Genomic DNA, 23,213 nt, shown 5'->3' with positions numbered 1-23,213 from the left:
GCAACGGAGAAACACACATGAGCATCGATCTGACCCAGCGCCTGAAGGACCGCGTCGCCATCATCACCGGTGGAGCGAGCGGCATCGGCTTCGCCACCGCCCAGCGCTTCGCCGCCGAGGGGGCGTTCGTCGTCATCGCCGACGTCGACCCCACCTCGGGCGAGAAGGCGGCGGCCGAGGTCGGCGGGGCGTTCCGCCCGGTCGACGTCGCCGACCAGACCAAGGTCGACGCGCTGTTCGACGGCGTGGCAGCGGAGTTCGGGCGCATCGACATCGCCTTCAACAACGCCGGAATCTCGCCCGCCGACGACGACTCGATCGAGACCACCGAGCTGCCCGCCTGGGACCGCGTGCAGGACGTGAACCTCAAGAGCGTGTACCTCTGCAGCCGTGCGGCTCTGCGTCACATGGTGCCGGCGGGCGGCGGATCGATCATCAACACCGCCTCGTTCGTCGCGCTGCTGGGATCGGCGACCTCGCAGATCAGCTACACCGCGTCGAAGGGCGGCGTGCTCGCGATGTCGCGCGAGCTGGGCGTGCAGTTCGCCCGGCAGGGCGTACGGGTCAACGCGCTCTGCCCGGGGCCGGTGAACACCCCGCTGCTGCAGGAGCTGTTCGCGAAGGACCCCGAGCGCGCGCAGCGGCGTCTCGTGCACGTGCCGATGGGGCGCTTCGCCGAGCCGTCCGAACTCGCCGCCGCTGTCGCCTTCCTCGCCTCCGACGACTCGTCGTTCATCACCGCCAGCGCCTTCGTCGTCGACGGCGGCATCACCAACGCGTACGTCACTCCACTGTGAAGCGGGATGCGGTGATGGCGGATGCTGTGAAGCGGGATCATGTCGCTGTGACAGGCTGAGAAGCATGAGCGAGCACCCTTCCGACGGCGATCTCGTCGAGGTGCGCCGGGCGGTCTACCGCCCGCTGCGCCGCGGGAACGCCCTCGAGGATGCGGTCGCTCGCCTCGTGCAGACCATCCGACTCGGCGTCGTCGCTCCGGGGGAGTCGTTGCCCCCGGAGCGCGAACTCGCGGCGTCCTTCGGGGTGAGCCGCGACACCGTGCGCGATGCGATCCGTGAGCTCGCCGACACCGGCTATCTGGTGCCGAAGCGCGGGCGGTACGGCGGCACGTTCGTCGCGGATCCGCTGCCGGAGCCCTCGGATGCGGGGGCCGTGACCGCGGCCGAGATCGACGACGTGCTCGGCCTCCGGCGCGTGCTCGAGACCGGTGCCGTGCGTGCGGCGGCGAGCCGCACGCTGGATGACGCGACGCGGGCGGATCTGTGGGCGCGGCACGAATCGGCGCTTCCGGCCGGCCCCGAGGAGTACCGCCGACTCGACACGCTGCTGCACCTGGCGATCGCCGAGGCCGCGGGCATCCCGTCGCTCGTGGCGCTCGTCGCCGAGAACCGGGCCGACGTCAACGCCTGGCTCGACACCTTCCCCCTCCTGCCGCGCAACATCCAGCACTCGGGAGAGCAGCACGAGCGCATCGTCACGGCGATCCTCGCGGGCCGGCCCGACGTCGCCGAGGCCGCGATGCGCGACCACCTCGCGGGTTCCGAGGCGCTGCTGCGCGGCTTCCTGATCTGAGTACGCGTCCCGTCGTCAGCGCGCGGCGGCCGCGTCGGCGACGTTCAGCGCCTCGTCGATCACGGCGAGTCCGCGCACCAGGTCGTCCTCCGAGATGATCAGCGGCGGCGCGACGTGCACGCGGTTGAAGTGCACGAACGGCCAGACGCCGCCCTTCTTCGCCGCGGCGGCGAAGGCACCCATCGGCGCGGCATCCGCCCCCGAGGCGTTGAACGGCACGAGCGGTTCACGGGTCGCGCGATCGCGCACCAGCTCGATCGCCCAGAAGAGACCGCGTCCGCGCACCTCGCCGACGCTCGGATGCGTCTCGGTCCAGCGGCGCAGGGTCGGTTCGACGATGCGCTCGCCCAGATCGCGCACGCGCTCGAGGATGCCGTCGCGACGGAACACCTCGAAGGTCGCGACGCCCGCCGCGCACGCGAGCGGATGCCCGGAGTAGGTGAGTCCGCCCGCGAACGGCATCTCGTCGAACGCCGCGGAGATGCGATCCGAGATCACCACGCCGCCCAGCGGCACGTAGCCGGAGTTGACACCCTTCGCGAAGCTGATCAGGTCGGGTGCCCCATCGAACGCGTCGATGCCGAACCACTCGCCGAGGCGGCCGAACCCGACCATCACCTCGTCGGCGATGTAGACGATGCCGTAGCGGTCGCACAGCTCGCGGACTCCTTGGAGATAGCCGGGCGGCGGCACGAGCACGCCGTTGGTGCCCACGACCGTCTCGATGATGATCGCCGCGATCGTGCCCGGCCCCTCGAGCTGGATCGTCTGCTCGAGGTGCGCGAGCGCGCGCTCGGACTCCTGCTCGGGCGTCTCGGCGTGGAAGGGCGACCGGTACAGGTAGGGGCCGAAGAAGCGCACCGTGCCGTTGTCGACGCCGTCGTTCGCCCAGCGCCGCGGGTCTCCGGTGAGCGAGATCGCGGTGGAGGTCGACCCGTGGTAGCTCCGGTACATCGAGAGCACCTTGCGGCGGCCGGTGAACTGGCGAGCCATGCGCACGGCGTACTCGTTGGCCTCGGCGCCGCCGTTGGTGAAGAACACCTTCTGCATGCCCGCGGGCGCGACCTCGGAGATCAGGCGGGCGAGCTCGCCGCGCACATCGTTCGCCATCGACGGCTGGATGGTCGCGAGGCGGCCCGCCTGCTGCTGGATCGCCGCGACCAGATCGGGATGCTGATGGCCGAGGTTGAGGTTCACGAGCTGACTCGAGAAGTCGAGGTACGCGTTGCCCGCGTAGTCCCAGAACGTCGACCCCTCGCCGGCGGCGACGGGCAGAGGATCGATCAGAGCCTGTGCGCTCCACGAGTGGAAGACGTGCCCTCGGTCGTCGGCGCGCACCTGCGCCTCGGCATCCGGAGCGGGCAGCGCGTGGGCCGCACCGTGGCGGTCGGTGAAGTTCGTCATCGGTCGTGGCTCCTCGATCAGTGGTTGCTCGGGAAGCCGAGGTCGATCTGCGACGGCGTGTGGTCGGGCCAGCGGGTGGTGACCACTTTGGAACGCGTGTAGAAGTGCACGGACTCGGGGCCGTAGATGTGGGAGTCGCCGAACAGCGAGTCCTTCCAGCCGCCGAACGAGTACGCACCGATCGGCACGGGGATCGGCACGTTGACCCCGACCATCCCGACCTCGATGTCGAACTCGTACTGACGCGCCGTACCGCCGTCGCGGGTGAAGATCGCGGTGCCGTTGCCGTAGGCGTTGGCGTTCACGAGCGCCACGGCGTCCGCGTAGGTGTCGACGCGCACGACCGACAGCACCGGCCCGAAGATCTCGTCGTCGTACACCTTCGTGCCCGGGGTGACGTGGTCGATCAGACTGACGCCCAGGAAGAAGCCGTTCGAGTCGAACTCCTTCGCGGTGCCGTCGACGACGACCGTGGCACCCTCGGCTGCCGCCCCCGTGACGTACGAGGCCACCCGGTCGCGGTGCTCGCGGGTGATGAGCGGTCCCATCTCGCTGGAGGGATCGGTGCCGTCGCCGATCGTGAGTCCGTCGATGCGGGAGGCGATCGCCGAGACCAGGTCGTCGGCGACGTCGCCGACGGCGACGAGCACCGACACGGCCATGCAGCGCTCGCCGGCCGAGCCGTAGGCGGCGGAAACAGCGGCATCGGCCGCCGCGTCGATGTCGGCATCCGGCATCACGACCATGTGGTTCTTCGCGCCCCCGAGGGCCTGCACGCGCTTGCCCGCGGCCGAGGCGCGCTGGTAGATCGAGCGGGCGATCGGGGTGGAGCCCACGAAGCTGACGGCCGACACGGTGGGCGACTCGAGCAGGGCATCGACGGCCTCCTTGTCGCCGTGCACGACGTTGAGCACGCCGTCGGGGAGGCCCGCCTCCTGGAAGAGCTTCGCCAGCCACACGGCGGCCGACGGGTCCTTCTCGCTGGGCTTGAGCACGACCGTGTTGCCGCAGGCGATCGCCGAGGCGACCATCCACAGCGGCACCATCACGGGGAAGTTGAACGGCGTGATCGCGGCGACCACCCCCACCGGCTGCTTGACCGAGTGCACGTCGACGCCGCGTGAGACCTGCTCGCTGCGCTCGCCCTTGAGCAGGTGCACGAGACCGGCGGCGAACTCGACGTTCTCGATGCCGCGCGACACCTCGCCCGCGGCATCCGAGAGCACCTTGCCGTGCTCGGAGGTGACGATCGCCGCGAGCTCGGGCGTGCGCTCCTTCAGCAGCTGGCGCAGCCGGAAGAACACGTCGGCGCGCTTGATCAGGCTCGTCTCGCGCCAGGCGGGGGCGGCGGCCGCGGCGGCGGCGATCGCGCCGTCGACCTCGGCGGTCGAGGCGAACGCGACCTCGCGGGTCACCTCACCGGTCGCGGGGTTGAAGATCTGACCGGTGCGGGCCGCCTCGGCGGTCTCCGAACCGTTGATGACATGACGGACGACGTCCACAGTGCTCCTGAGGGTGTGAAGGGAAGGGGAGAGGGGCTGCTCAGAGAACGGCCTGCGCGCGCGTCAGCACATCGCGCAGGATCTGCTCGATCTCGCGGAACTCGGCCGGCCCCACGGTCAGCGGCGGCGCGAGCTGGATCACGGGATCGCCCCGGTCGTCGGCGCGGCAGTAAAGACCGGCCTCGAACAGTGCGGGGGAGAGGAATCCGCGCAGGAGGCGCTCGGACTCGGCGTCGTCGAAGGTCTCGCGCGTCGCCTTGTCCTTCACGAGCTCGATGCCGAAGAAGTAGCCGTCGCCGCGCACATCGCCCACGATCGGCAGATCGCTCAGCTTCTCGAGCTCGGCGCGGAACAGCGGCGAGTTCTCGCGGACGCGGGCGTTGAGGCCCTCCTCGTCGAAGATCGCGAGGTTCTCGAGCGCCACCGCCGCCGAGACCGGGTGACCGCCGAACGTGTAGCCGTGCGGGAACGACAGGTCGCCCTTCGAGAACGGCTCGTAGATGCGGTCGCTGACGATCGTCGCGCCGATCGGCGAGTACCCGCTCGTCATGCCCTTGGCGCAGGTGATCATGTCGGGCACGTAGCCGAGTCCGGTGCAGGCGAAGGTGTGGCCGAGGCGTCCGAAGGCGCAGATGACCTCGTCGGAGACGAGCAGCACGTCGTGCCGGTCGCAGATCTCGCGTACCCGCTGGAAATAGCCGGGAGGGGGCGGGAAGCATCCGCCGGAGTTCTGCACCGGCTCGAGGAAGACCGCGGCGACGGTGTCGGCGCCCTCGAAGAGGATCATCTCTTCGATGCGGTCGGCGGCCCAGCGGCCGAAGGCCTCGAGGTCGTCGGCGGGGGCACCCATCTCGGCCGCCCGGTAGAAGTTGGTGTTCGGCACCCGGAATCCGCCCGGGGCGACCGGCTCGAACATCGCCTTCATCGCGGGGATGCCGGTGATCGCCAGGGCGCCGTGCGGGGTGCCGTGATAGGCGACCGAGCGCGAGATCACCTTGTGCTTGGTGGGCTTGCCCTGCAGCTTCCAGTAGTGCTTCGCGAGCTTGAGCGCGGTCTCGACGGCTTCACCGCCACCGGTCGAGAAGAAGACGCGGTTGAGGTCGCCGGGTGCCTCGTCGGCGAGGCGGTCGGCGAGTTCGATCGCCGCCGGGTGCGCGTACGACCACAGCGGGAAGAACGCGAGCTCGGATGCCTGCTTCGCCGCGGCCTCGGCGAGACGCTGCCGCCCGTGGCCGGCGTTGACGACGAAGAGGCCGGCGAGCCCGTCGAAGTACTCCTTGCCCTTCGCGTCCCAGATGCGGTGGCCCTCGCCCTTGACGATGATCGGCACACCGGAGGTGGCCATGGTCGACTGGCGCGTGAAGTGCATCCAGAGGTGGTCCTGAGCCTTCGCCTGGAGTGCGGCCTCGGCCTCGGGTGAGAGAGCGGTGTTCATCGGGTCCCCCAGTTGTAGAGCTGCTTCTGCAGCTTGGCGTAGATGAAGGTCTCGGTCGACAGCACGCCGTCGATCGGTCGGATGACGTCGTTGATCAGCGACAGCAGGTCTTCGTCGTCCTCGCAGACGACCTCGGCGAGCACGTCGAAGGCGCCGACCGTGATGACGACGTAGTCGATCGCCTCGATCTCGGCGACGGCCTCGGCGACGCGGCGCGCATCGCCGGACACGCGGATGCCGATCATCGCCTGCCGGTGGAAGCCGAGCTGCATGGGGTCGGTGACCGCCACGATCTGCATCACCCCGGATTCGGTGAGCCGCTGCACGCGCTGACGGACCGCCGCTTCGCTCAGGCCGACGACGCGGCCGATGTCGGAGTACGAGCGACGCCCGTCGTCCTGGAGCAGCTCGATGATCGTCTTGGAGACGGCATCGAGGGGGGACTGCTTCTTCGAGGAGACCATGGTGCGATCCTCGCACCCGTGGCTGGTCATTTCAACCGATTTCGCAGGATCGATTCATTCAATCTGCGAATTCGGCAGGAAGTGTCAGGTTTCGCGGGGGCCGAGCCAGGCGCTCGCCGCCGTCGCGTGGGCGGATTCGGGGTCGGAGGGGTGGAAGGCCCCGGCGAGCACGTCGCGGTAGAGGCGGGACAGCTCGTTGCTCGAGAAGTACGAGCCGCCTCCGGCGACGAGCATCGCCTCGTCGACGACCTGCTTCGCCGTCGTGATCGCGCGGTGCTTGAGCCCCGACAGCAGCGTGAACCAGCGGGCGCCGTGATCGACGCGCTCGTCGACGTCGCGCGCGAGGGCCCGGATCTGCGGCGGCAGCGCGTCGTAGGCGAGGCCCATGTCGGCGATCCGCCAGCGGATGTCGGGGTCCTGGCTGTACGCGGCACCGGTGCTCTTCGAGCGGCGCCGGTGGGCGGTCTCGACCGCGAGATCGAGCGCGCGGCGGGCGAGCCCGGTGTAGACCGAGGCCAGCAGCACCTCGAAGACGCTGAAGATGCCGAACACGATCGGATCGGGGTTCGGTCCCGGGTCGATGCGCCGCACGACGTGCTCGGCGGAGGCCACTGCCCCCGACAGCCGAGTGGTGCGGCTCTGGGTGGCGCGCATGCCGAGGGTGTCCCAGTCGTCGCCGGTGACGACGGCATCCGTGCGCTCCACGAACGCGAACACGAGCTTCGGAGCGTCGGCGCTCGTCGTGTCGAGGCCGTGCAGTCCGAGCTTCGTCCACACCGGGGCGAGCGAGGTGAAGATCTTCGTGCCGGTGAACGTGTAGCCGCCGTCGGCGGTGGGCAGGGCATCCGTGTCGCTGCCGAACAGCACGAGGTCGTTGCCGCCCTCGCTGATGCCGAAGGCGAAGACCTCGCCCGCGACTGCGCCGTCCTGCACGAACTCGAGGCCGGGGACCCCGCGGTCGGAGAACACCTTCGCGACACCCGTCCAGACGAGGTGCATGTTGATCGCCAGCGCGGTCGCCGGCGCGGCCGTGGCGAGGCGCTGCTGCAGGATCGCCGCCTCGGCGAGCCCGAGTCCCGCACCTCCGCGGTCGGCCGGGACGAGGATGGCGAGGTACCCGGCGGCGCGGAGCTCGTCGAGATCCTGCTGGGGGAACGTGTTCTCGCGGTCGTGGATCGGTGCGCGTTCGCGGATCCGCTCGAGCAGATCGTCGGGCAGGAAGGCGGCCGGGTCGAAGGCGCTCATGCCAGGGCCTCCCGGAGCTGACGAATCGACTCCTCCGGCTTGTCGCGGTGCAGCGAGTGGCCGGCGCCGTCGACGATCGACATCGTCACGAGCGGGTTCGCGCTCAGCACGTCGGTCGCGGTGTCGCCGGTGAAGATGCTGTAGACCTCGGGATCCGACGCGATCACGTGCGTGGGAACGGCGAGGCGCGCGGCATCCGCTCGCACGTCCCAGGGGGTGTTCTGCACGCTGGTCTGCTCGACCGCCCAGGCGCTCGCCCTGCGGACCGCGTCGACCTTGAGCTCCCAGTCCTGCGGGTGCCAGTGCGGATGCTCCTGCTGCACGACCTCGATCCGCTGGTCCGCGAACGCGCGCTCCTGACTCGTGCGCACGATCTTCGCGTCGCGGCCCTCGACGAAGATCGCGGGGTCGAGCAGGATCAGGCGGCGCGTCCAGTCCGGGTCGGAGGCCGCGGCCACCGTGCTCGATGCGCCGCCGAGCGAGTGGCCGACGACGGCATCCCACGTGCCTCCGCGCTGTGGTCGCGCGATCCCGAGATCCGCGGCGTACGCGGCGACGGTGTAGTCGAGCGCCCGCGGTGCGTCGCCGTGACCGCGCAGGTCGACGGCGACCGCGTGCCACCCGGACTCGGCGAGGCCCTCGCCGAGGCGCCACATCAGCGCGCCGGACGAGCCTAGCCCGTGCACGAGGAGCGCATGACGGTCGGCGGTCGGATCGCCCCAGGAGAGGCGGGGGAGCGTGAGCGGTGCGGCCATGCCCTCAGCCTAGAACCGCGACGGAAGGGAGTCTCCGTCGGGTGTCGATCGCCGTCATCCGAGCGGCGGCAGGTCTCCGTGGGTGCGGAGCACGCGCGCGGCGGCGGCGTGCCCCGCGGAGAGCCGGTCGGCGAGGGCCGCGCCATCGAGGGTCGCGGCGAGGAAACCCGCGGCGAAGGCGTCGCCGGCTCCGACGGGCTCGACGACGTCGACGCGTGGAGCGGGGACGAACACGGGCTCCTCGCCCGCGGCGAAGGCGGTCGCGCCGACGTCGCCGTCCTTGACGATCAGGAGAGCGCAATTCGGCAGATGGGCGCGCACATCGGCGGCGGTCGCGGTTCCCCAGAGCCGCTCGGCCTCGTCACGGCCCACGAAGGCGATGTCGGCGGCGTCGGCGAGGCGGGTCAGAGTGGCCTGCGCGTCGTCCATCGACCACAGCGCTCGGCGGTCGTTCACATCGAACGAGATGAGGGCCCCCGCCTCGCGGGCGTCGACGTACAGGTCGTCGACCATGGCGCGGCACGAGGCGGAGAGCGCGGGCGTGATGCCCGTCGTGTGCACGACGCGCACGCCCCGCAGCCGGTCGACGGAGAGGAAGCCGGAATCCATCAGGGAGGCGGCCGATCCGCGGCGGTAGTAGTAGACCGACGAGGACTCGACGCCCGGATCCTTGAACATGACGCCGGTGGGAGCATCCGCGTCCTTCTCGGCCCAGAGCTCGACCCCGCGCCGAACCAGCTCGCCGGTGATGCGCTCAGCGATGGGATCGTCGCCGAGGCGCGACGCCCACACGGCCCGGTGCCCCGCAGCGACCAGGCCGACGGCGACGTTGCCCTCGGCGCCCGCGATGCCGAGGGCGGCGGTCTCGGTCTCGGCCAGAGGAGCGCCCAGTGCGGTGACGAGGCCCATGGACTCGCCGATGCAGATGACCTCGGGCGCGGACGGAGAAGAGGGGAGCGTGCTCATGAGGGGGTGACCGCCAGGGGTTCGGTGTCGGGGTAGGGGCTCGCGTCGCGATGACGCAGATCGGGGAGGGCGCGGACGAAGACGATCGAGACGACCAGACCGAGCGCGGCGAAGAGGACGGCGGCGAAGTAGGCTCCGCGGGCGTCGGTGGCGTCGACGAGGAAGCCGGCCACCGCGGATCCGGCAGCGGCGCCGATGAGCTGACCGGTGCCCGCCCAGCCGAAGGCCTCGGCGGTCTCGCTGAACTTGACGCTCGCCGTCGTGATCGCGAACAGCACCGCAAGGGCCGGCGCGATGCCGATACCGGCGAGGATGAGCGTGCCGCCGAGCCAGAACACGTTGAGCGAGACCATGGTGAGCGTGAGGCCGACCGTCACGATCGTCAGGCGGCGCGCCATCGCCCACGGTCCGATCGGGATGTGCCCGAACGACAACCCACCCGCGAGGCTCCCCACCGCGAAGACCGCGAGCACGAGCCCTGCTTCGAGGCTGCCGTGCTCGAAGGTCGCGATCACACCCACCTCGACCGCGGAGCACGCGCCGATGAGGAGGAAGCCGATCATGGTGGCCATCAGCACCGGGGGCTTGAGCACCACCTTGCCGAGCGCGCTGCGGCTGCGCGGGATGCGCACCCGCCCGACCTCGGGGGAGAGGATGAACCACGAGCCGCCGCCGACGAGGAACACCGCCACGAGGAGCAGGCCCTGCGTGGTGCCGACCTGGGTCGAGACCAGCGTGATGACCACCGGCGCGAGGATCCAGATGATCTCCTGCAGCGAGGCGTCGAGGGAGAAGAGGGGAGTGAGCTGCTTGGCGTTGACGAGCTTGGGGTAGATCGTGCGCACCGCCGACTGCACGGGCGGTGTCGAGAGCCCGGCGATCAGACCGAGCGCCATGTACCCGGGCAGGCTCAGGGGGAGCAGGGCCAGGCAGAGCACGGCGACGACGCAGACCGTGAGGGTGAGGGTGAGGACGCGACGCATGCCCCACGCGCCCATCCAGCGGCTGGTCACGGGGCCGGCGACGGCCTGCCCGACGCTCGTCGCGGCGAGCACGAGGCCCGCGGCGCCGTACGACCCGGTCTGCTGCTCGACGTGCAGCAGGATCGCGAGCGAGGACATGCCGTTGGGGAATCGCGCCGTCAGCTGAGCCGCGATCATGCGCGCCACTCCGGGCGTGCGAAGAAGGTCCTGATATCCCGCCACCACACAACGGTACCGGCAGCCGCGGACGCTACGGGAACGGTCGGATGCCCCGGCATCGGCGACACGCCGACGACACGCCGAGGAGCAGTTTCCACAGGAATCCGAATGTCGGATGCCCGGCGTAGCGTGCGACCTGTGGATGGATCTCTCACAGGTGCCTCCCAGCCGCGATTTCTCGCGGTTCGGGAGCCCTGCGCCCGCCCCTCCGCCTGTGGAAGAAACGGTGGAGAACCTGTGTTGTATCTGGGGAGAGCGGTGGAAAAACTACACGAATGTAACTACTACCCCTTGTGGTCACTCCGAGTGTCCGTCCCTATATGTAGTATTGAACTCCCGGCGGAGGACTGCCGGCCACACAACGATTCTGAGGGGAAACAGATGTCGATCACGGTCTACACCAAGCCTTCCTGCGTCCAGTGCAACGCGACCTACCGCGCCCTGGATGCCAAGGGCATCGAGTACGAGATCCACGACCTGTCGGAGGACCCGACGGCCCTGGAGCAGGTCAAGGCGCTGGGCTACATGCAGGCGCCGGTCGTCGTCACCGACGAGGACCACTGGTCGGGCTTCCGTCCCGACAAGATCGACGAGCTCGCGACCCGTCTGGCCTGATCGGGCAGCCGCGCAGCGGGGTGAGAGAGCGAATCGACGCATGAACGCCATCGCGACCGCAGCACCGCTCCTCGTCTACTTCTCGAGCGTGTCCGGAAACACGGCGCGCTTCATCGAGAAACTGGGCCTTCCCGCCCGACGTATCCCGCTCCACCGGAACGACGGAGAGCTCGTCATCGACGAGCCCTACGTTCTGGTCACCCCGACCTATGGCGGGGGCGAGGGGCGAGGCGTCGAGCGGGGCGCCGTGCCCAAGCAGGTGATCCGGTTCCTCAACGACGAGCGCAACCGTCGTCACATCCGCGGAGTGATCTCCGCAGGCAACACCAACTTCGGCGAGGCATTCTGCCTCGCCGGCGACATCATCAGCCGCAAGTGCCACGTGCCTCACTTGTATCGGCTAGAAATCTTCGGCACACAGGACGACGTGGATCGCGTCAGCGACGGATTGGAACGAGTGTGGGCAGCGCAGTTGACGAGCAGACCGTGACACAGCAGGCGGCGTTCAAGATGAACCAGGCGTACGAGGGGCTGGACTACCACGCCCTGAACGCGATGCTGAACCTCTACGACGCGAACGGCAAGATCCAGTTCGACGCCGACAAGCGTGCGGCGCGGGAGTACTTCCTGCAGCACGTCAACCAGAACACGGTCTTCTTCCACTCCCTCAAGGAGCGCCTCGACTACCTCGTCGAGAAGGAGTACTACGAGCCGGCCGTGATCGAGCAGTACTCGCTCGAGTTCATCCAGAAGCTCAACGACCTCGCTTACGGCAAGAAGTTCCGCTTCGAGACGTTCCTCGGCGCCTTCAAGTACTACACGAGCTACACGCTCAAGACGTTCGACGGCAAGCGCTACCTCGAGCGCTTCGAGGACCGCGTCGTCATGACCGCCCTCGGACTCGCCGACGGTGACGAGAAGCTCGCCGTCGCCCTGGTGGAGGAGATCATCTCCGGCCGTTTCCAGCCGGCGACGCCGACGTTCCTCAACGCGGGCAAGGCGCAGCGCGGCGAGCTCGTCAGCTGCTTCCTGCTGCGCATCGAAGACAACATGGAGTCGATTGCCCGCGGCATCAACTCGGCGCTGCAGCTCTCCAAGCGCGGCGGCGGCGTGGCGCTGCTGCTCTCGAACATCCGTGAGGCCGGCGCCCCGATCAAGCAGATCGAGAACCAGTCCTCGGGCATCATCCCCGTGATGAAGTTGCTCGAAGACAGCTTCAGCTACGCCAACCAGCTCGGTGCCCGTCAGGGCGCGGGTGCGGTGTACCTCAACGCGCACCACCCCGACATCATGCGGTTCCTCGACACCAAGCGTGAGAACGCCGACGAGAAGATCCGCATCAAGACCCTCTCGCTGGGTGTCGTCGTTCCCGACATCACCTTCGAGCTCGCCAAGAACGGCGAGGACATGTACCTCTTCTCGCCGTACGACGTCGAGAAGGTCTACGGCGTGCCCTTCGGTGACATCTCGGTCACCGAGAAGTACCGCGAGATGGTCGACGACTCGCGCATCAAGAAGACCAAGATCAACGCTCGCGAGTTCTTCCAGACCGTCGCCGAGATCCAGTTCGAGTCGGGCTACCCGTACATCATGTTCGAGGACACGGTGAACAAGGCCAACCCGATCAAGGGCCGCATCAACATGTCGAACCTCTGCAGCGAGATCCTGCAGGTGAACACGCCGACCACGTACAACGACGACCTGTCGTACGACCAGATCGGCAAGGACATCTCCTGCAACCTCGGCTCGATGAACATCGCGCTCTCGATGGATGCCGACGACCTCGGTCAGACCGTCGAGACGGCGATCCGTGCGCTCAGCGCCGTGAGCGACCAGAGCCACATCCGCTCGGTCCGTTCGATCGAAGACGGCAACGACCGCTCGCACGCCATCGGCCTCGGCCAGATGAACCTGCACGGCTACCTCGCTCGCGAGCACGTCTACTACGGCTCCGAAGAGGGCATCGACTTCACGAACATCTACTTCTACACGGTGCTGTTCCACGCGCTGCGCGCCTCGAACAACCTCGCGATCGAGCGCAAGCAGGCGTTCGACGGCTTCGAGGACTCGACGTACGCCTCGGGCGCGTTCTTCGACAAGTACATCGACCAGGAGTGGGTGCCGGCGACCGAGAAGGTCAAGGAGCTCTTCGCGGGCAAGCACATCCCGACGCAGGCCGACTGGGTGGCGCTGAAGGCGTCCATCCAGGAGCACGGCATCTACAACCAGAACCTGCAGGCGGTGCCGCCGACCGGATCGATCTCGTACATCAACAACTCGACGTCGTCGATCCACCCGATCGCGTCGAAGATCGAGATCCGCAAGGAAGGCAAGCTCGGTCGCGTCTACTACCCGGCGGCGTTCATGACGAACGACAACCTCGAGTACTACCAGGACGCCTACGAGATCGGCTACGAGAAGGTCATCGACACGTACGCCGCGGCGACGCAGCACGTCGACCAGGGCCTGTCGCTGACGCTGTTCTTCAAGGACACCGCCACGACGCGCGACATCAACAAGGCGCAGATCTACGCATGGCGCAAGGGCATCAAGACGATCTACTACATCCGTCTGCGTCAGATGGCGCTCGAGGGCACCGACATGACCGAGTGCGTCTCCTGCATGCTCTGACACTTCGACAGGCTCAGTGACCCAACGATCGAGAAACGACGAACATGACTCCTCACCCTCCGCTCAAGCTGGTCGACAGCGTGCAGGCGATCAACTGGAACCGCATCGAAGACGACAAGGACCTCGAGGTCTGGAACCGTCTGGTGAACAACTTCTGGCTGCCAGAGAAGGTGCCGCTGTCGAACGACATCCAGTCGTGGAACACGCTCACCCCCGAAGAACAGCTGTTGACGATGCGCGTCTTCACGGGTCTCACGCTGCTCGACACGATCCAGGGAACCGTGGGCGCCGTGTCGCTCATCCCCGACTCGATCACCCCGCACGAAGAGGCGGTGTACACCAACATCGCGTTCATGGAGTCGGTGCACGCGAAGAGCTACTCCTCGATCTTCTCGACGCTCGCGTCGACGAAGGAGATCGACGAGGCGTTCCGGTGGTCGACAGAGAATCCGAACCTTCAGAAGAAGGCTCAGATCATCATGGACTACTACCAGGGCGACGACCCTCTCAAGCGCAAGATCGCCTCGACCCTGCTCGAGTCGTTCCTGTTCTACTCGGGCTTCTACCTGCCGATCTACTGGTCGTCGAAGGCGAAGCTGACGAACACGGCCGACCTCATCCGCCTCATCATCCGTGACGAGGCCGTGCACGGCTACTACATCGGCTACAAGTTCCAGAAGGGTCTCGAGAACGAGACCCAGGAGCGCCGCGACGAGCTGAAGGACTACACCTTCTCGCTCCTCTACGAGCTCTACGACAACGAGGTGCAGTACACGCAGGACCTCTACGACGGTGTCGGGCTGACCGAGGACGTCAAGAAGTTCCTGCACTACAACGCCAACAAGGCGCTCATGAACCTCGGCTACGAGGCGATGTTCCCGTCGACGGTCACGAACGTGAACCCGGCGATCCTGTCGGCCCTGTCGCCGAACGCGGACGAGAACCACGACTTCTTCTCGGGTTCGGGTTCCTCCTACGTCATCGGCAAGGCCGAGGCGACGGAAGACGACGACTGGGACTTCTGAGGTCCCGTGTGCGGGGCGGTCCGCTCGGCGATCATCTCGCCTGATCGGTTCCGGCGCGCTCGTGATCGGTTCAGGCGCGCTCGCCGGCAAGGCGAGCGCGCCGCTCCTCCTCGCGTTTCGAGTAGGTGGCGGCGCGGATCGAATCGTCCGACTCCAAGCCGGTGCCCAGTGCCCCGCCGAGCGTCGCGGCCGACGCGACGAACCAGGTGAGCACGAACAGGTCGGGAAGCGCGACGGCGCGACCGAGGGCGTCGCTCATCACCGCCGTATCGAGGACGAAGAGAGCCCAGGCGAGGTTCACGGCGTACAGGGCCAGATAGCAGATGACGATCCCCACGGTCAGAGTCAGAATCGTCGAGGTGTTGTAGAGACGGGATCTCTCCCGTGACGCGGGCGAGTCGTCCTCGGGGCGGTCCCAGAGCTCGCCGTCGATCACGATCCAGGCGATGAGGATAGCGATGGAGGCGACCATCGCTGCCGCCAGGCGCCAGCCCGACAGGGAGATCGCGAGCGACCACACCGTGGGTTCGATCGTCGCCACGGCGCCAGTCGCCAGGGCCGCGACCAATGCCGACTTGAGTCCCGCGGCGAGCATCCACGGGCGGTTCGCCAGCACCATGCCCATGAGCAGGCGCCCGCGGGCGCTGATGCGGGGGAGCGGCAGGCGCTGATCCTCGCGCATGGCGGGTTCGGCCATCTCATCCATGAGCCCTCGCACGGCGTGGCGTGCTCGCGCCTGTACCCGCACGCCGCCCAGAGCGGGCAGTGACAGCACCGCGGACCGGCGCCGCGCGTCGATCGCCGCCAGCAGATAGCGGCCGTCGTCGGCGCGCAACGGGAGTTCGGTGACACCGACGACGAGATCCCACCCGTTCTGCTCGGCGTGCTCGCCCAGTCGAGCCACGGCGACGTCGACATCTTCGGATCCGAGGGTGAACGGTTCGCTGACGAGTTCGACCGTCCAGCCGACGGCCTCGGCGGTGATCGGCGGCGCGAGGTCGGTCATCCGACGAGCCACGGCCGTGGGCGAAGCCGGATCTGCGACGAGCCCTACGCGCAACGGCTCCATCTCCGCAACATACACCTGCATCGCGCCCGCGCGCCAAGACTGAATCACCGTTCAAAGTAAATTACGTATGAAGTGTGGCGCACTCCTCGCATTCGACACTTCCTGTCCAATAAGGTAAACGCACCGGAATATCGCGGGGGATTCGAAAGAACGCGATGTGCCGGTGATGCGCGCATCGGTATCCGACAGATGCGCGTAATGATCGGGCCGTTCCGGCGTCTCTTGAAGGGGAGGCGTTGATGGGACGCTGCCCACCTTCACCCAGGGGAGAGCGCTTGTGAGCGTCAAGAAACTGTCGGCGTTCGCCGGCGCCGCAGCACTGTTGGCCATGTTGTTCACGGGAGTTGCGGCGGCTCCGGCATCCGCCGCTCCGATCGAGACCAGTTGCGGGTATGCCAACCCGGATGGGGGCGGGAAGTTCCCGGGCTCGATCTGTTGGCTCGACTTCGCCGGTTACGACTCCACCGTCGGTCTGACGGCAGGAGGCCAGGAGTTCGAGATGTCGCTCGGCGCGTATGACGTGTCGTACACGGTGACACAGCGGCCCATCGGCAACGGGTGGGCGCAGCGTGGTGTGATCGCTGCAGCGGCGACCGTGCCGCCGTTCGTTCTGGGAGTGCCCGGATACTACGACGGGATCCCCGGGCAACCGTTCCTCTACGCGACGTCCGGCCTCCGCAACGGCGCGATCCAGATCAACATCACGGACTTCGAGGTCACCCTGAACGGCACGCCCGTGACGGGTTACGATCTCGTCGCCGCTGCACCGGAGACGACGGATTCCGCTGTCGGGCAGTTCGGTGAGTTCATCAATTGGGCTTCCGACGCTCCGTTGAGCCTGATCGACAGCCTCACGCCGGTGACCACCGGCGGCGGCTGTGCGCTGCCGCTATCGGGGAACGGAACGGGCAATGTGTGGTGCTATCCGGGTGCCGCGGGCAACGCTTCCGCCTACGGCTCGATCCTTGCTGCGCCGTCGGCGACCTCCATTTCGGGATCTCTCTACATGTACTCGCCCGGCGAGCGCGAAGGCCTCGCCTTCGGCATCCGCACCGCCAGCGTCTCGGTCGACAAGCAGGTCGCCAGCCGCGTCGACCCCACCGACTCCTTCGACCTGAGCGTCGCATCGAGCGAGGGTCCGCTCCTGGCATCCGCCTCGACGGGCGGCTCCGACTCTGCGTCGACCGACGTCGTGCCGGTGATCCCGAGCGGTCCGCTCACGCTCTCCGAAGCGTCGACCGCGGGCTCTGGGAGCCCGGTGGACTACTACGACGCCGACTGGGCCTGCGCCAACGCGAATGCGACCAGCACCACCGAGCTGCCGGAGGGCGCGGGCGCGAGCCAGCAGCTCGCCCTCGTCGCCGGTGACGCGGTCAGCTGCACGGTCACGAACACCGCGAAGGCGGCGTCGCTCGATCTCGTGAAGACCGTGAGCCCGACCACCGCGGCCGCGGGCGACACGGTCGTCTACGACTTCGCCGTCACGAACGACGGCGACCTGCCGGTCGACGGTCTCGCGATCGACGAGACGGCGTTCTCCGGCACGGGCGAGCTCGGTGCGATCGTGTGCCCGGTCACCGAACTCGCCGTGGGCGAGAGCACGACGTGCCAGGCGCCGTACGAGATCACGCAGGCCGATGTCGACGCCGGTGGGGTGAGCAACGAGGCCGTCGCGACGGCGCTGATCGCCGACACCACGGTGTCGTCGGCATCCGCTGCGTCCACCGCGCTCGTCGCGGTCGAGGGTGAATCCGCCCTCGCCGTGACCAAGACGGCATCGGTATCGACCGCCGCGGTCGGCGACGACGTGCTCTACACGCTCACCGCGACGAACACCGGATCGCTGACCCTTTCCGATGTCACGCTGACGGACACCGACTTCTCGGGGTCGGCTCCGCTGGGTGACCTCGACTGCGACACGACCGCACCCGTGACGCTCGCCCCCGGCGACGTGCTCACCTGCACCGTGTCGTACGAGGTGCGCGCCACCGACGTCGGCACGCTGACCAACGGTGCCGCGGGTTCTGCGGTGGACCCCGATGAGAACCTCCTCACCGGATCGGCATCCGCTGCCGTGACCGTCACCGCACCCGCAGCCCCCGGTGGCACCACCCCGCCCGCGACCGGCCAGGCCGGCGCCGGCCTCGCGATCACCGGAGGCGACCTGCCCTGGTACGCCGCCGGACTCGGAGCACTGCTCCTGCTCGCCGGAGCAGCGACCGTCGCAGCACGCCGCGCACGCCGCAGCTGATCCGCAACTGACACCTGGCGCAGCGCGGGGCGGGCTTGATCCTAAGCTTGTCCCGTGCTGCGCCGTCCGCTCTTCTGGGGAGTCGTCCTCCTCGCCGCCGCCCTCGCGGCAACCCTGGCCGGCGACGACCTGAGCTTCTTCCCGTTCCTGCTGATGCTGGTGGGCGGGTGGTGCTTCGGCTTCGCCTTCGTGGGCCTCACACTGCGGATGCCGAATCGCACGGGCGTTCCCCTTCACATCGGGGTCGCCGTGGTGCTGGCCGCGCTGATGATCGTCGTGGTCGAGTCCGCCGGGCCCTGGCTCGCGACGCTCCCCGACCCGGTGCGCGCGGTCGTGGTGGTACTGCAGATGGCCGCGATCCCGGCGGCGGGATGGATCTGGCTCGGCCTGCTCTCGCGCGTGACCTCGGCAGTGAGCCGTCGGGATGCCGCGAAGCGTCCTGCCCCCGTTCCCCGCACCTGGGAGCGTGCGCCGAGCGGCGACGGCTCGGAGCTGCGCGTCGACGCGGTCGAGATGCGCATGCGCGCCCTCACGCTGGCTCTCGTCGGCATGATCGTGCCGGCCGGGCTCGTGGCGTTCATGCTGATGGTCGTGTTCGACGACCTCGCGATGAGGCTCGGCCCGCGCATCATGATCATCGCGCTGGGCCTGCTCGTCGGGTTGCCCGTGTATCTCGTGTTCACCGCCTGTGCGCGGCGTCGGTCAGTTCCCACCGTCATCGAGTTCGGAAACGACGAGCTGCGCCTCACGGTCGGCTCGGTGCACCATCGCGTCCCCTATCGCGACCTCGATCACCTGCTGTGGAGACCACGCAGCGACTACGCGCGCATCGAGGTACGCGCCGAAGGCGTCGACCTGTCACTCCTCCTGGGGCTCGTCACACCTCCGCGCGGTGTGGAGCGCGGGCTGCCGGACCTGCCGAAGCGCGTGTTCCGGCGGCTGGAGGTCGCAGGTCTCTCGGTGGATCGATCGCGTCGCGACGAGGTCGTCACGTTCAGTCGGCCGGATACGCACTCGTCTTCAGCGCCCGGGCGAGATGCGCGGCGTTCCGCGACGCGGTCGTGATCGTCTCGACGACCTTCTCGGGCGTCTCGTCGAGATCCTTGTAGTCGACGCCCTGCATCGCTTCACCGTTCCAGTAGACCGACGCCTGCGCGGGGACCGTGTACCCGACGTCGTTGAGCGACTGGAAGAGGATCGCGGCGATGTGGTGCGCGCCGTCCTCGTTGCCCACGATCCCGGCGATCGCGACCTTGTCGAACAGGATCGGACGCCCCTCGGCATCCGTCTCGGCGAGTTCGGCGTCGAGGCGCTCGAGCACCCGCTGGGCGACGCTCGAGTGCTGCCCCATCCACGTCGGGGTCACGAGCACGAGGATGTCGGCGCCGAGCACCTTCTCGCGGATGGCGGGCCACTCGTCGCCGTCACCCATGTCCGTCTCGACGCCCGGCTTCACGGCGAAGTCGACGGCGCGCACCAGGTCACCGGTGACGCCGTGGTCGGCCAGCGCGTCGAGGATCTGCGTGGCGAGCAGGTCGGAGCTCGAGTCGGCGGGGGAGGGCTTGAGTGTGCAGGTGATGGCGAGTGCGGTGAGCGCGGTATCCATGATGACGAGTAGACCGGCGGATGCCGCGCACGCGAAGGGGCTTTCGCGGATCGGTGGCCTGCGCTACGCGCGCTAGGCTGGAGGGGCGGCCGCTACGACAGGAGATCCCGTGATCCTCAGCTTCATCTTCTTTCTGATCCTCTTCCTCGGAGGGATCTACCTCATGGCCTTCGCGCAGACCGCCGAGGACTACCAGGCGATCATCTTCGTCGCGGGTCTCCTGATCACGATGCTGTCGCTCGCCTTCATGATGCGCGAGCGCGGCTCGGCCACTCGTCGCACGAACAACTGGTCTGGCCCCTCCACCGACTGATCCCGCTCAGCAGCGGGCTCTCACGCCCGCCGCGACAACCGCATCTCGAGGTTCGCGCGTACAGCGGGCCACTCCGGCTCGATGATCGAGTACTCGACGCTGTCGCGGAGCGCGCCGTTGCGGTAGCGAGATATCGCGCGCATGACGCCGTCCTGCTTGGCACCGAGCCGTTCGATCGCCGCACGGGACTGGAAATTGACCCACTGGGTCGTCAGTCCGACGCGGAAGACACCGAGCGTCTCGAAGGCGTGGCGCAGGAGCAGCAGCTTCGACTCGGCGTTCGTGCCGGTGCCGTGGGCGGACGGGCGGTTCCACGTGTATCCGATGTGCAGGCGGGGCACGTCCTCGGCGATGTCGTAGTACGAGGTCATGCCGAGAACGCGACCGGTCGCATCGACCGCCACGAACGGGATCATCTCGCCCTTCGCGCAGAGGTCGAGCCGCCGATCGATCTCGGCGGCGACCCCGTCGGGTGACGGCACCGAGGTGTACCAGGCCGTCTGCCAGAGGTCGCCCTCTTCGACGGCTTCGATCAGGGCATCGCGGTGCGACGCGTCGAGCGGGCGCAACTCGACGAGGCGGCCGGTGAGCGTGACGGGGGCGGGGGGAACCAGGAAAGCCATACGGCCATTCAACCAGCGCGGTGCCATCGATCAGCCGCGCGGGCCAGGAGCGCCTGGTACGCGGTGACGAGCTCGACGGTCACGTCGAGCTCGAACGCGAGACTCGCCGGATGCGGCCCGCGGAGGTGCTCGGCAGCGGCGTAGGCCTGAGGAGAGATCAGGAGGCGTGCGGCCCAGGCATCGGCCTGGCGCTCCTGGCGAGCGCGCAGACGCGCGTGCGTCGTCGGCGCGTGGCGGAGCGTGGCGTGCCCGAGTTCGTGGGCCAGGACGCTGCGGGTAGTGCGGGCGCTCATGCCGGGTGCGACGCGGATGATGCTGTGCGCGGGGTCGAAGCCGCCGCGCGTGGGCCCGGCGCGTTCGACGATGCGCAGGCCGCGCTCCTCGGCGAGGCGGAGGAGCTGCGGGTCCATGTCGTTCCTACGAGTAGAGGTCGTCGGTATCGCGATCGTGCGGGAGGGGGGAGCCGAAGGCGACTTCAGGGACATCCTGGCCGAGGGGTGCGACATCGCGCTCGCGGCGCAGCGGGGTGATCGTCGCCGGGGCGCTCGCGGTGTCGGCGCTCAGGCGCTCTTCGGCGCGCGCGAGTACGAGATGCGGCGCGACGTTGATGATCGCGCAGACCGTGTAGACGACCGGCACCGGAATGGCGCGTTTGCCGGTGACGTAGTTGTCGAGCGCGCTCCGCGCGACTCCTGCATCGCGCGCCATGGCGGCGATGCTGCTTCCTGCGGCGGCGATCTCGGCCCGCAGCTGACGGCCGACGGCCGCGTTGAACAGCTCCGCTGATGTCTTCACACGAGTCACGATAGCACCGAGATGGATGCAGTATGCCGTCATATTGGACACATGCCGTGTTGCGTGTCGCCAATCGGGAGGATACTGTCTACGTGTGACGGCAGATGATCGACAATTGGTAGCATCCGCGATCGTCTCCGCCCTGCGCGAGAGCCAGCGTTCGAAGCGGTGGCTCTCGGAGCACTCCGGAATCGCCTACTCCACCCTACGTCGCAAGCTCGACGCGCAGGCCGACATCAGCGTCGTCGACCTCGCCCGCATCGCCGAGGCGCTCGATCGTTCACCGGCATCCCTCCTCCCCGACCTGCGCTCGGGTCGCTGACCGCTGACCGCTGACCGCTGACCGCTGATCGCTGACGCGGGCGCCCGCCGCCGCGATATCGTGGCGCCATGAAGACCGTGCCTTTCGGAACCACCACCGCACCCGCCGTCGTCGCCGGGATGATGCGCATCGACGACAAGGACGACGCCCACATCCGTGCGCTCTACGACTCGGCGCGCGCCGCCGGGATCGACTTCTTCGACCACGCCGACATCTACGGCGGACGCATGCACCACTGCGAGTCCCGGTTCGCCGCTGCTCTGCGTCTCACCGCCGCCGAGCGCGACGAGATCGTGCTGCAGACCAAGTGCGGCATCGTGCCCGACAAGGGGATGTTCGACTTCTCGTACGAGCACATCGTCGCGCAGGTCGAGGGATCTCTGCGTTCGCTGCGCACCGATCGCCTCGACGTGCTGCTGCTGCACCGCCCGGACGCGCTGGTCGAACCCGAGGAGGTCGCGCGCGCGTTCGACGAGCTCGAAGCCTCGGGCAAGGTGCGCGCATTCGGGGTGTCGAACCACACGCCGCGCCAGATCGACCTGCTGCGTACCGCGGTGCGCCAGCCTCTCGTCGCGAACCAGCTGCAGCTCTCGATCACGCACGCCCCGATCATCGCCCAGCCGATCGCGATGAACATGGCGGCCGAGGACCAGAGCATCGTGCGCGACGGCGGCGGGATCGTCGAGTACTGCCGCATCAACGGCATCACGATCCAGGCGTGGTCGCCGTTCCAGGGCGGCTTCTTCACCGGCGTCTTCCTCGGCAACCCGCAGTACGCCGAGCTGAACGCGGTCATCGACCGCCTCGCTGCGGCCCACGGCGTGACGCCGATCGCGATCGCGACGGCGTGGATCGTCCGTCATCCGGCGCAGATGCAGGTCGTCCTCGGCACCACGACGCCCGAGCGCGTGACGGATGCCGCGGCCGGGGCGGATGTCGAACTCACCCGCGAGGAATGGTACGAGCTGTTCCGCGCTGCCGGGCACCTGCTTCCCTGATCTACTCTGAGTTCATGCCGTTCCTGTTCACGATCATCACTCTCGCGCTGACGATCGGCGCGGTGGTCGACATCGTGCGGCGTGAGGACTCGCAGGTGCGGTTCCTGCCCCGCCTCGTCTGGCTGATCGTGTTGATCCTGCTGCCGCTCCTCGGAGCGCTCCTCTGGTTCGGTCTCGGTCGGGATTACGGCGACGCGGGGATCACGATCCCACGTCTGCGGAGGGCTCCTCGCACGGCCCCGTCGACGGGCACCGCGGCACCCCCGGCACCGCCCCGCGACACCCGCACGACCGAGCAGCAGATCGCCGACCTCGACCGCGAGATCGAGGAATGGCGCCTGCGCGAGGAGATCGAGAAGCGCAAGCGAGATGCCGGCGAATCCGGCGAGGAAGGCCTCTGAT

At 68.3% G+C, this 23,213-nt stretch carries 25 protein-coding genes; 12 read left to right on the top strand and 13 right to left on the bottom strand.

The features are described 5' to 3' along the window. Positions 1–17: 17 nt before the first annotated feature. Entirely contained in the window at positions 18–797 is a 780-nt protein-coding gene (locus ACTJKK_RS06135) for a 3-oxoacyl-ACP reductase (protein ID WP_440747349.1), read from the top strand. A 64-nt stretch (positions 798–861) separates the two neighbouring features. Beyond that, positions 862–1,590: a FadR/GntR family transcriptional regulator gene (locus ACTJKK_RS06130; protein ID WP_440747348.1), complete on the top strand. Its 729-nt coding sequence runs from the start codon at positions 862–864 to the stop codon at positions 1,588–1,590. Positions 1,591–1,605: 15 nt separating this feature from the next. Here the strand turns inward: ACTJKK_RS06130 and ACTJKK_RS06125 are convergent, their stop codons facing one another. The 8 genes from ACTJKK_RS06125 to ACTJKK_RS06090 form a co-directional block, all read right to left on the bottom strand. Next, positions 1,606–2,994 (bottom strand): aspartate aminotransferase family protein, encoded by a 1,389-nt coding sequence (locus ACTJKK_RS06125; RefSeq protein ID WP_440747347.1) that lies wholly within the window; start codon positions 2,992–2,994, stop codon positions 1,606–1,608. 17 nt (positions 2,995–3,011) lie between these two features. Then, on the bottom strand, positions 3,012–4,496 hold the full coding sequence (locus ACTJKK_RS06120; RefSeq protein ID WP_440747346.1) for a CoA-acylating methylmalonate-semialdehyde dehydrogenase: 1,485 nt from the start codon (positions 4,494–4,496) through the stop codon (positions 3,012–3,014). A gap of 40 nt (positions 4,497–4,536) precedes the next feature. Then, entirely contained in the window at positions 4,537–5,931 is a 1,395-nt protein-coding gene (locus tag ACTJKK_RS06115) for an aspartate aminotransferase family protein (RefSeq protein WP_247634243.1), read from the bottom strand. Continuing rightward, the gene (locus tag ACTJKK_RS06110; protein ID WP_247624943.1) at positions 5,928–6,395 is read right to left on the bottom strand and encodes an Lrp/AsnC family transcriptional regulator; all 468 of its coding nucleotides are present in this window, start codon (positions 6,393–6,395) and stop codon (positions 5,928–5,930) included. The genes ACTJKK_RS06115 and ACTJKK_RS06110 overlap by 4 nt, the downstream gene beginning before the upstream one ends. 84 nt (positions 6,396–6,479) lie before the next feature. Further along, on the bottom strand, positions 6,480–7,640 hold the full coding sequence (locus ACTJKK_RS06105; protein ID WP_440747345.1) for an acyl-CoA dehydrogenase family protein: 1,161 nt from the start codon (positions 7,638–7,640) through the stop codon (positions 6,480–6,482). Beyond that, on the bottom strand, positions 7,637–8,395 hold the full coding sequence (locus tag ACTJKK_RS06100) for an alpha/beta fold hydrolase (protein WP_440747344.1): 759 nt from the start codon (positions 8,393–8,395) through the stop codon (positions 7,637–7,639). Before ACTJKK_RS06100 ends, ACTJKK_RS06105 begins: the two co-directional genes overlap by 4 nt. A 54-nt stretch (positions 8,396–8,449) precedes the next feature. Further along, on the bottom strand, positions 8,450–9,361 hold the full coding sequence (locus tag ACTJKK_RS06095) for a sugar kinase (protein ID WP_440747343.1): 912 nt from the start codon (positions 9,359–9,361) through the stop codon (positions 8,450–8,452). After that, a complete protein-coding gene (locus tag ACTJKK_RS06090; protein ID WP_440747342.1) occupies positions 9,358–10,566 on the bottom strand; it encodes an MFS transporter in 1,209 nt (402 codons plus the stop codon). The genes ACTJKK_RS06095 and ACTJKK_RS06090 overlap by 4 nt, the downstream gene beginning before the upstream one ends. A gap of 378 nt (positions 10,567–10,944) precedes the next feature. On the opposite strand from ACTJKK_RS06090, the gene nrdH reads away from it, so the two are divergent. Genes nrdH through nrdF form a run of 4 tightly spaced genes read left to right on the top strand, consistent with a single transcriptional unit; the run spans position 10,945 to position 14,834 of the window. Further along, complete coding sequence (gene nrdH, locus ACTJKK_RS06085) at positions 10,945–11,178, top strand: glutaredoxin-like protein NrdH (protein ID WP_247624938.1); 234 nt, start codon at positions 10,945–10,947, stop codon at positions 11,176–11,178. Positions 11,179–11,218: 40 nt separating this feature from the next. Further along, positions 11,219–11,668, top strand: a complete 450-nt coding sequence (gene nrdI, locus ACTJKK_RS06080) for a class Ib ribonucleoside-diphosphate reductase assembly flavoprotein NrdI (protein ID WP_247624937.1) — start codon at positions 11,219–11,221, stop codon at positions 11,666–11,668. 20 nt (positions 11,669–11,688) lie between these two features. Continuing rightward, entirely contained in the window at positions 11,689–13,809 is a 2,121-nt protein-coding gene (gene nrdE, locus ACTJKK_RS06075; RefSeq protein WP_247625269.1) for a class 1b ribonucleoside-diphosphate reductase subunit alpha, read from the top strand. Positions 13,810–13,853: 44 nt separating this feature from the next. Next, positions 13,854–14,834: a class 1b ribonucleoside-diphosphate reductase subunit beta gene (nrdF, locus tag ACTJKK_RS06070; RefSeq protein ID WP_247624936.1), complete on the top strand. Its 981-nt coding sequence runs from the start codon at positions 13,854–13,856 to the stop codon at positions 14,832–14,834. Between the two features lie 70 nt (positions 14,835–14,904). On the opposite strand, the gene ACTJKK_RS06065 is transcribed toward nrdF, so the two are convergent. After that, a complete protein-coding gene (locus tag ACTJKK_RS06065; RefSeq protein ID WP_440747341.1) occupies positions 14,905–15,840 on the bottom strand; it encodes a hypothetical protein in 936 nt (311 codons plus the stop codon). Positions 15,841–16,180: 340 nt separating this feature from the next. Between ACTJKK_RS06065 and ACTJKK_RS06060 the strand changes: the two genes are divergently transcribed. Then, positions 16,181–18,154 (top strand): DUF7507 domain-containing protein, encoded by a 1,974-nt coding sequence (locus ACTJKK_RS06060; protein WP_440747340.1) that lies wholly within the window; start codon positions 16,181–16,183, stop codon positions 18,152–18,154. A gap of 54 nt (positions 18,155–18,208) precedes the next feature. Further along, entirely contained in the window at positions 18,209–19,219 is a 1,011-nt protein-coding gene (locus ACTJKK_RS06055; protein ID WP_440747339.1) for a hypothetical protein, read from the top strand. Here ACTJKK_RS06055 and ACTJKK_RS06050 read toward each other — a convergent pair. Further along, complete coding sequence (locus ACTJKK_RS06050; RefSeq protein WP_440747338.1) at positions 19,149–19,760, bottom strand: flavodoxin family protein; 612 nt, start codon at positions 19,758–19,760, stop codon at positions 19,149–19,151. The genes ACTJKK_RS06055 and ACTJKK_RS06050 overlap by 71 nt on opposite strands. Before the next feature lie 109 nt (positions 19,761–19,869). On the opposite strand from ACTJKK_RS06050, the gene ACTJKK_RS06045 reads away from it, so the two are divergent. Continuing rightward, positions 19,870–20,073, top strand: coding sequence for a hypothetical protein (locus tag ACTJKK_RS06045; RefSeq protein WP_440747337.1), 204 nt, complete (start codon positions 19,870–19,872; stop codon positions 20,071–20,073). A gap of 20 nt (positions 20,074–20,093) precedes the next feature. Here ACTJKK_RS06045 and ACTJKK_RS06040 read toward each other — a convergent pair whose 3' ends face one another. Genes ACTJKK_RS06040 through ACTJKK_RS06030 form a run of 3 tightly spaced genes read right to left on the bottom strand, consistent with a single transcriptional unit; the run spans position 20,094 to position 21,491 of the window. Beyond that, entirely contained in the window at positions 20,094–20,696 is a 603-nt protein-coding gene (locus ACTJKK_RS06040) for a GNAT family N-acetyltransferase (RefSeq protein WP_440747336.1), read from the bottom strand. 8 nt (positions 20,697–20,704) lie between these two features. Then, positions 20,705–21,106: an ImmA/IrrE family metallo-endopeptidase gene (locus tag ACTJKK_RS06035; RefSeq protein WP_440747335.1), complete on the bottom strand. Its 402-nt coding sequence runs from the start codon at positions 21,104–21,106 to the stop codon at positions 20,705–20,707. 7 nt (positions 21,107–21,113) lie between these two features. Beyond that, positions 21,114–21,491: a helix-turn-helix domain-containing protein gene (locus ACTJKK_RS06030; protein WP_440747334.1), complete on the bottom strand. Its 378-nt coding sequence runs from the start codon at positions 21,489–21,491 to the stop codon at positions 21,114–21,116. Positions 21,492–21,585: 94 nt separating this feature from the next. Here ACTJKK_RS06030 and ACTJKK_RS06025 point away from each other — a divergent pair, with 94 nt between their 5' ends. The 3 genes from ACTJKK_RS06025 to ACTJKK_RS06015 all read left to right on the top strand — a co-directional run bounded on the left by ACTJKK_RS06025 (position 21,586) and on the right by ACTJKK_RS06015 (position 23,212). Further along, positions 21,586–21,813 carry a helix-turn-helix domain-containing protein gene (locus ACTJKK_RS06025; RefSeq protein WP_440747333.1) on the top strand — a complete coding sequence of 76 codons (228 nt, stop codon included), beginning with the start codon at positions 21,586–21,588 and terminating at the stop codon, positions 21,811–21,813. Between the two features lie 68 nt (positions 21,814–21,881). Next, positions 21,882–22,811: an aldo/keto reductase gene (locus ACTJKK_RS06020; protein WP_440747332.1), complete on the top strand. Its 930-nt coding sequence runs from the start codon at positions 21,882–21,884 to the stop codon at positions 22,809–22,811. A gap of 14 nt (positions 22,812–22,825) precedes the next feature. Further along, complete coding sequence (locus tag ACTJKK_RS06015) at positions 22,826–23,212, top strand: PLDc N-terminal domain-containing protein (RefSeq protein WP_440747331.1); 387 nt, start codon at positions 22,826–22,828, stop codon at positions 23,210–23,212. Position 23,213: the final 1 nt, after the last annotated feature.

This window comes from Microbacterium sp. 22179 (genome assembly GCF_052045715.1).
Lineage (GTDB): Bacteria > Actinomycetota > Actinomycetes > Actinomycetales > Microbacteriaceae > Microbacterium > Microbacterium galbinum.
This window is presented reverse-complemented; position numbering and strand designations above follow the sequence as displayed.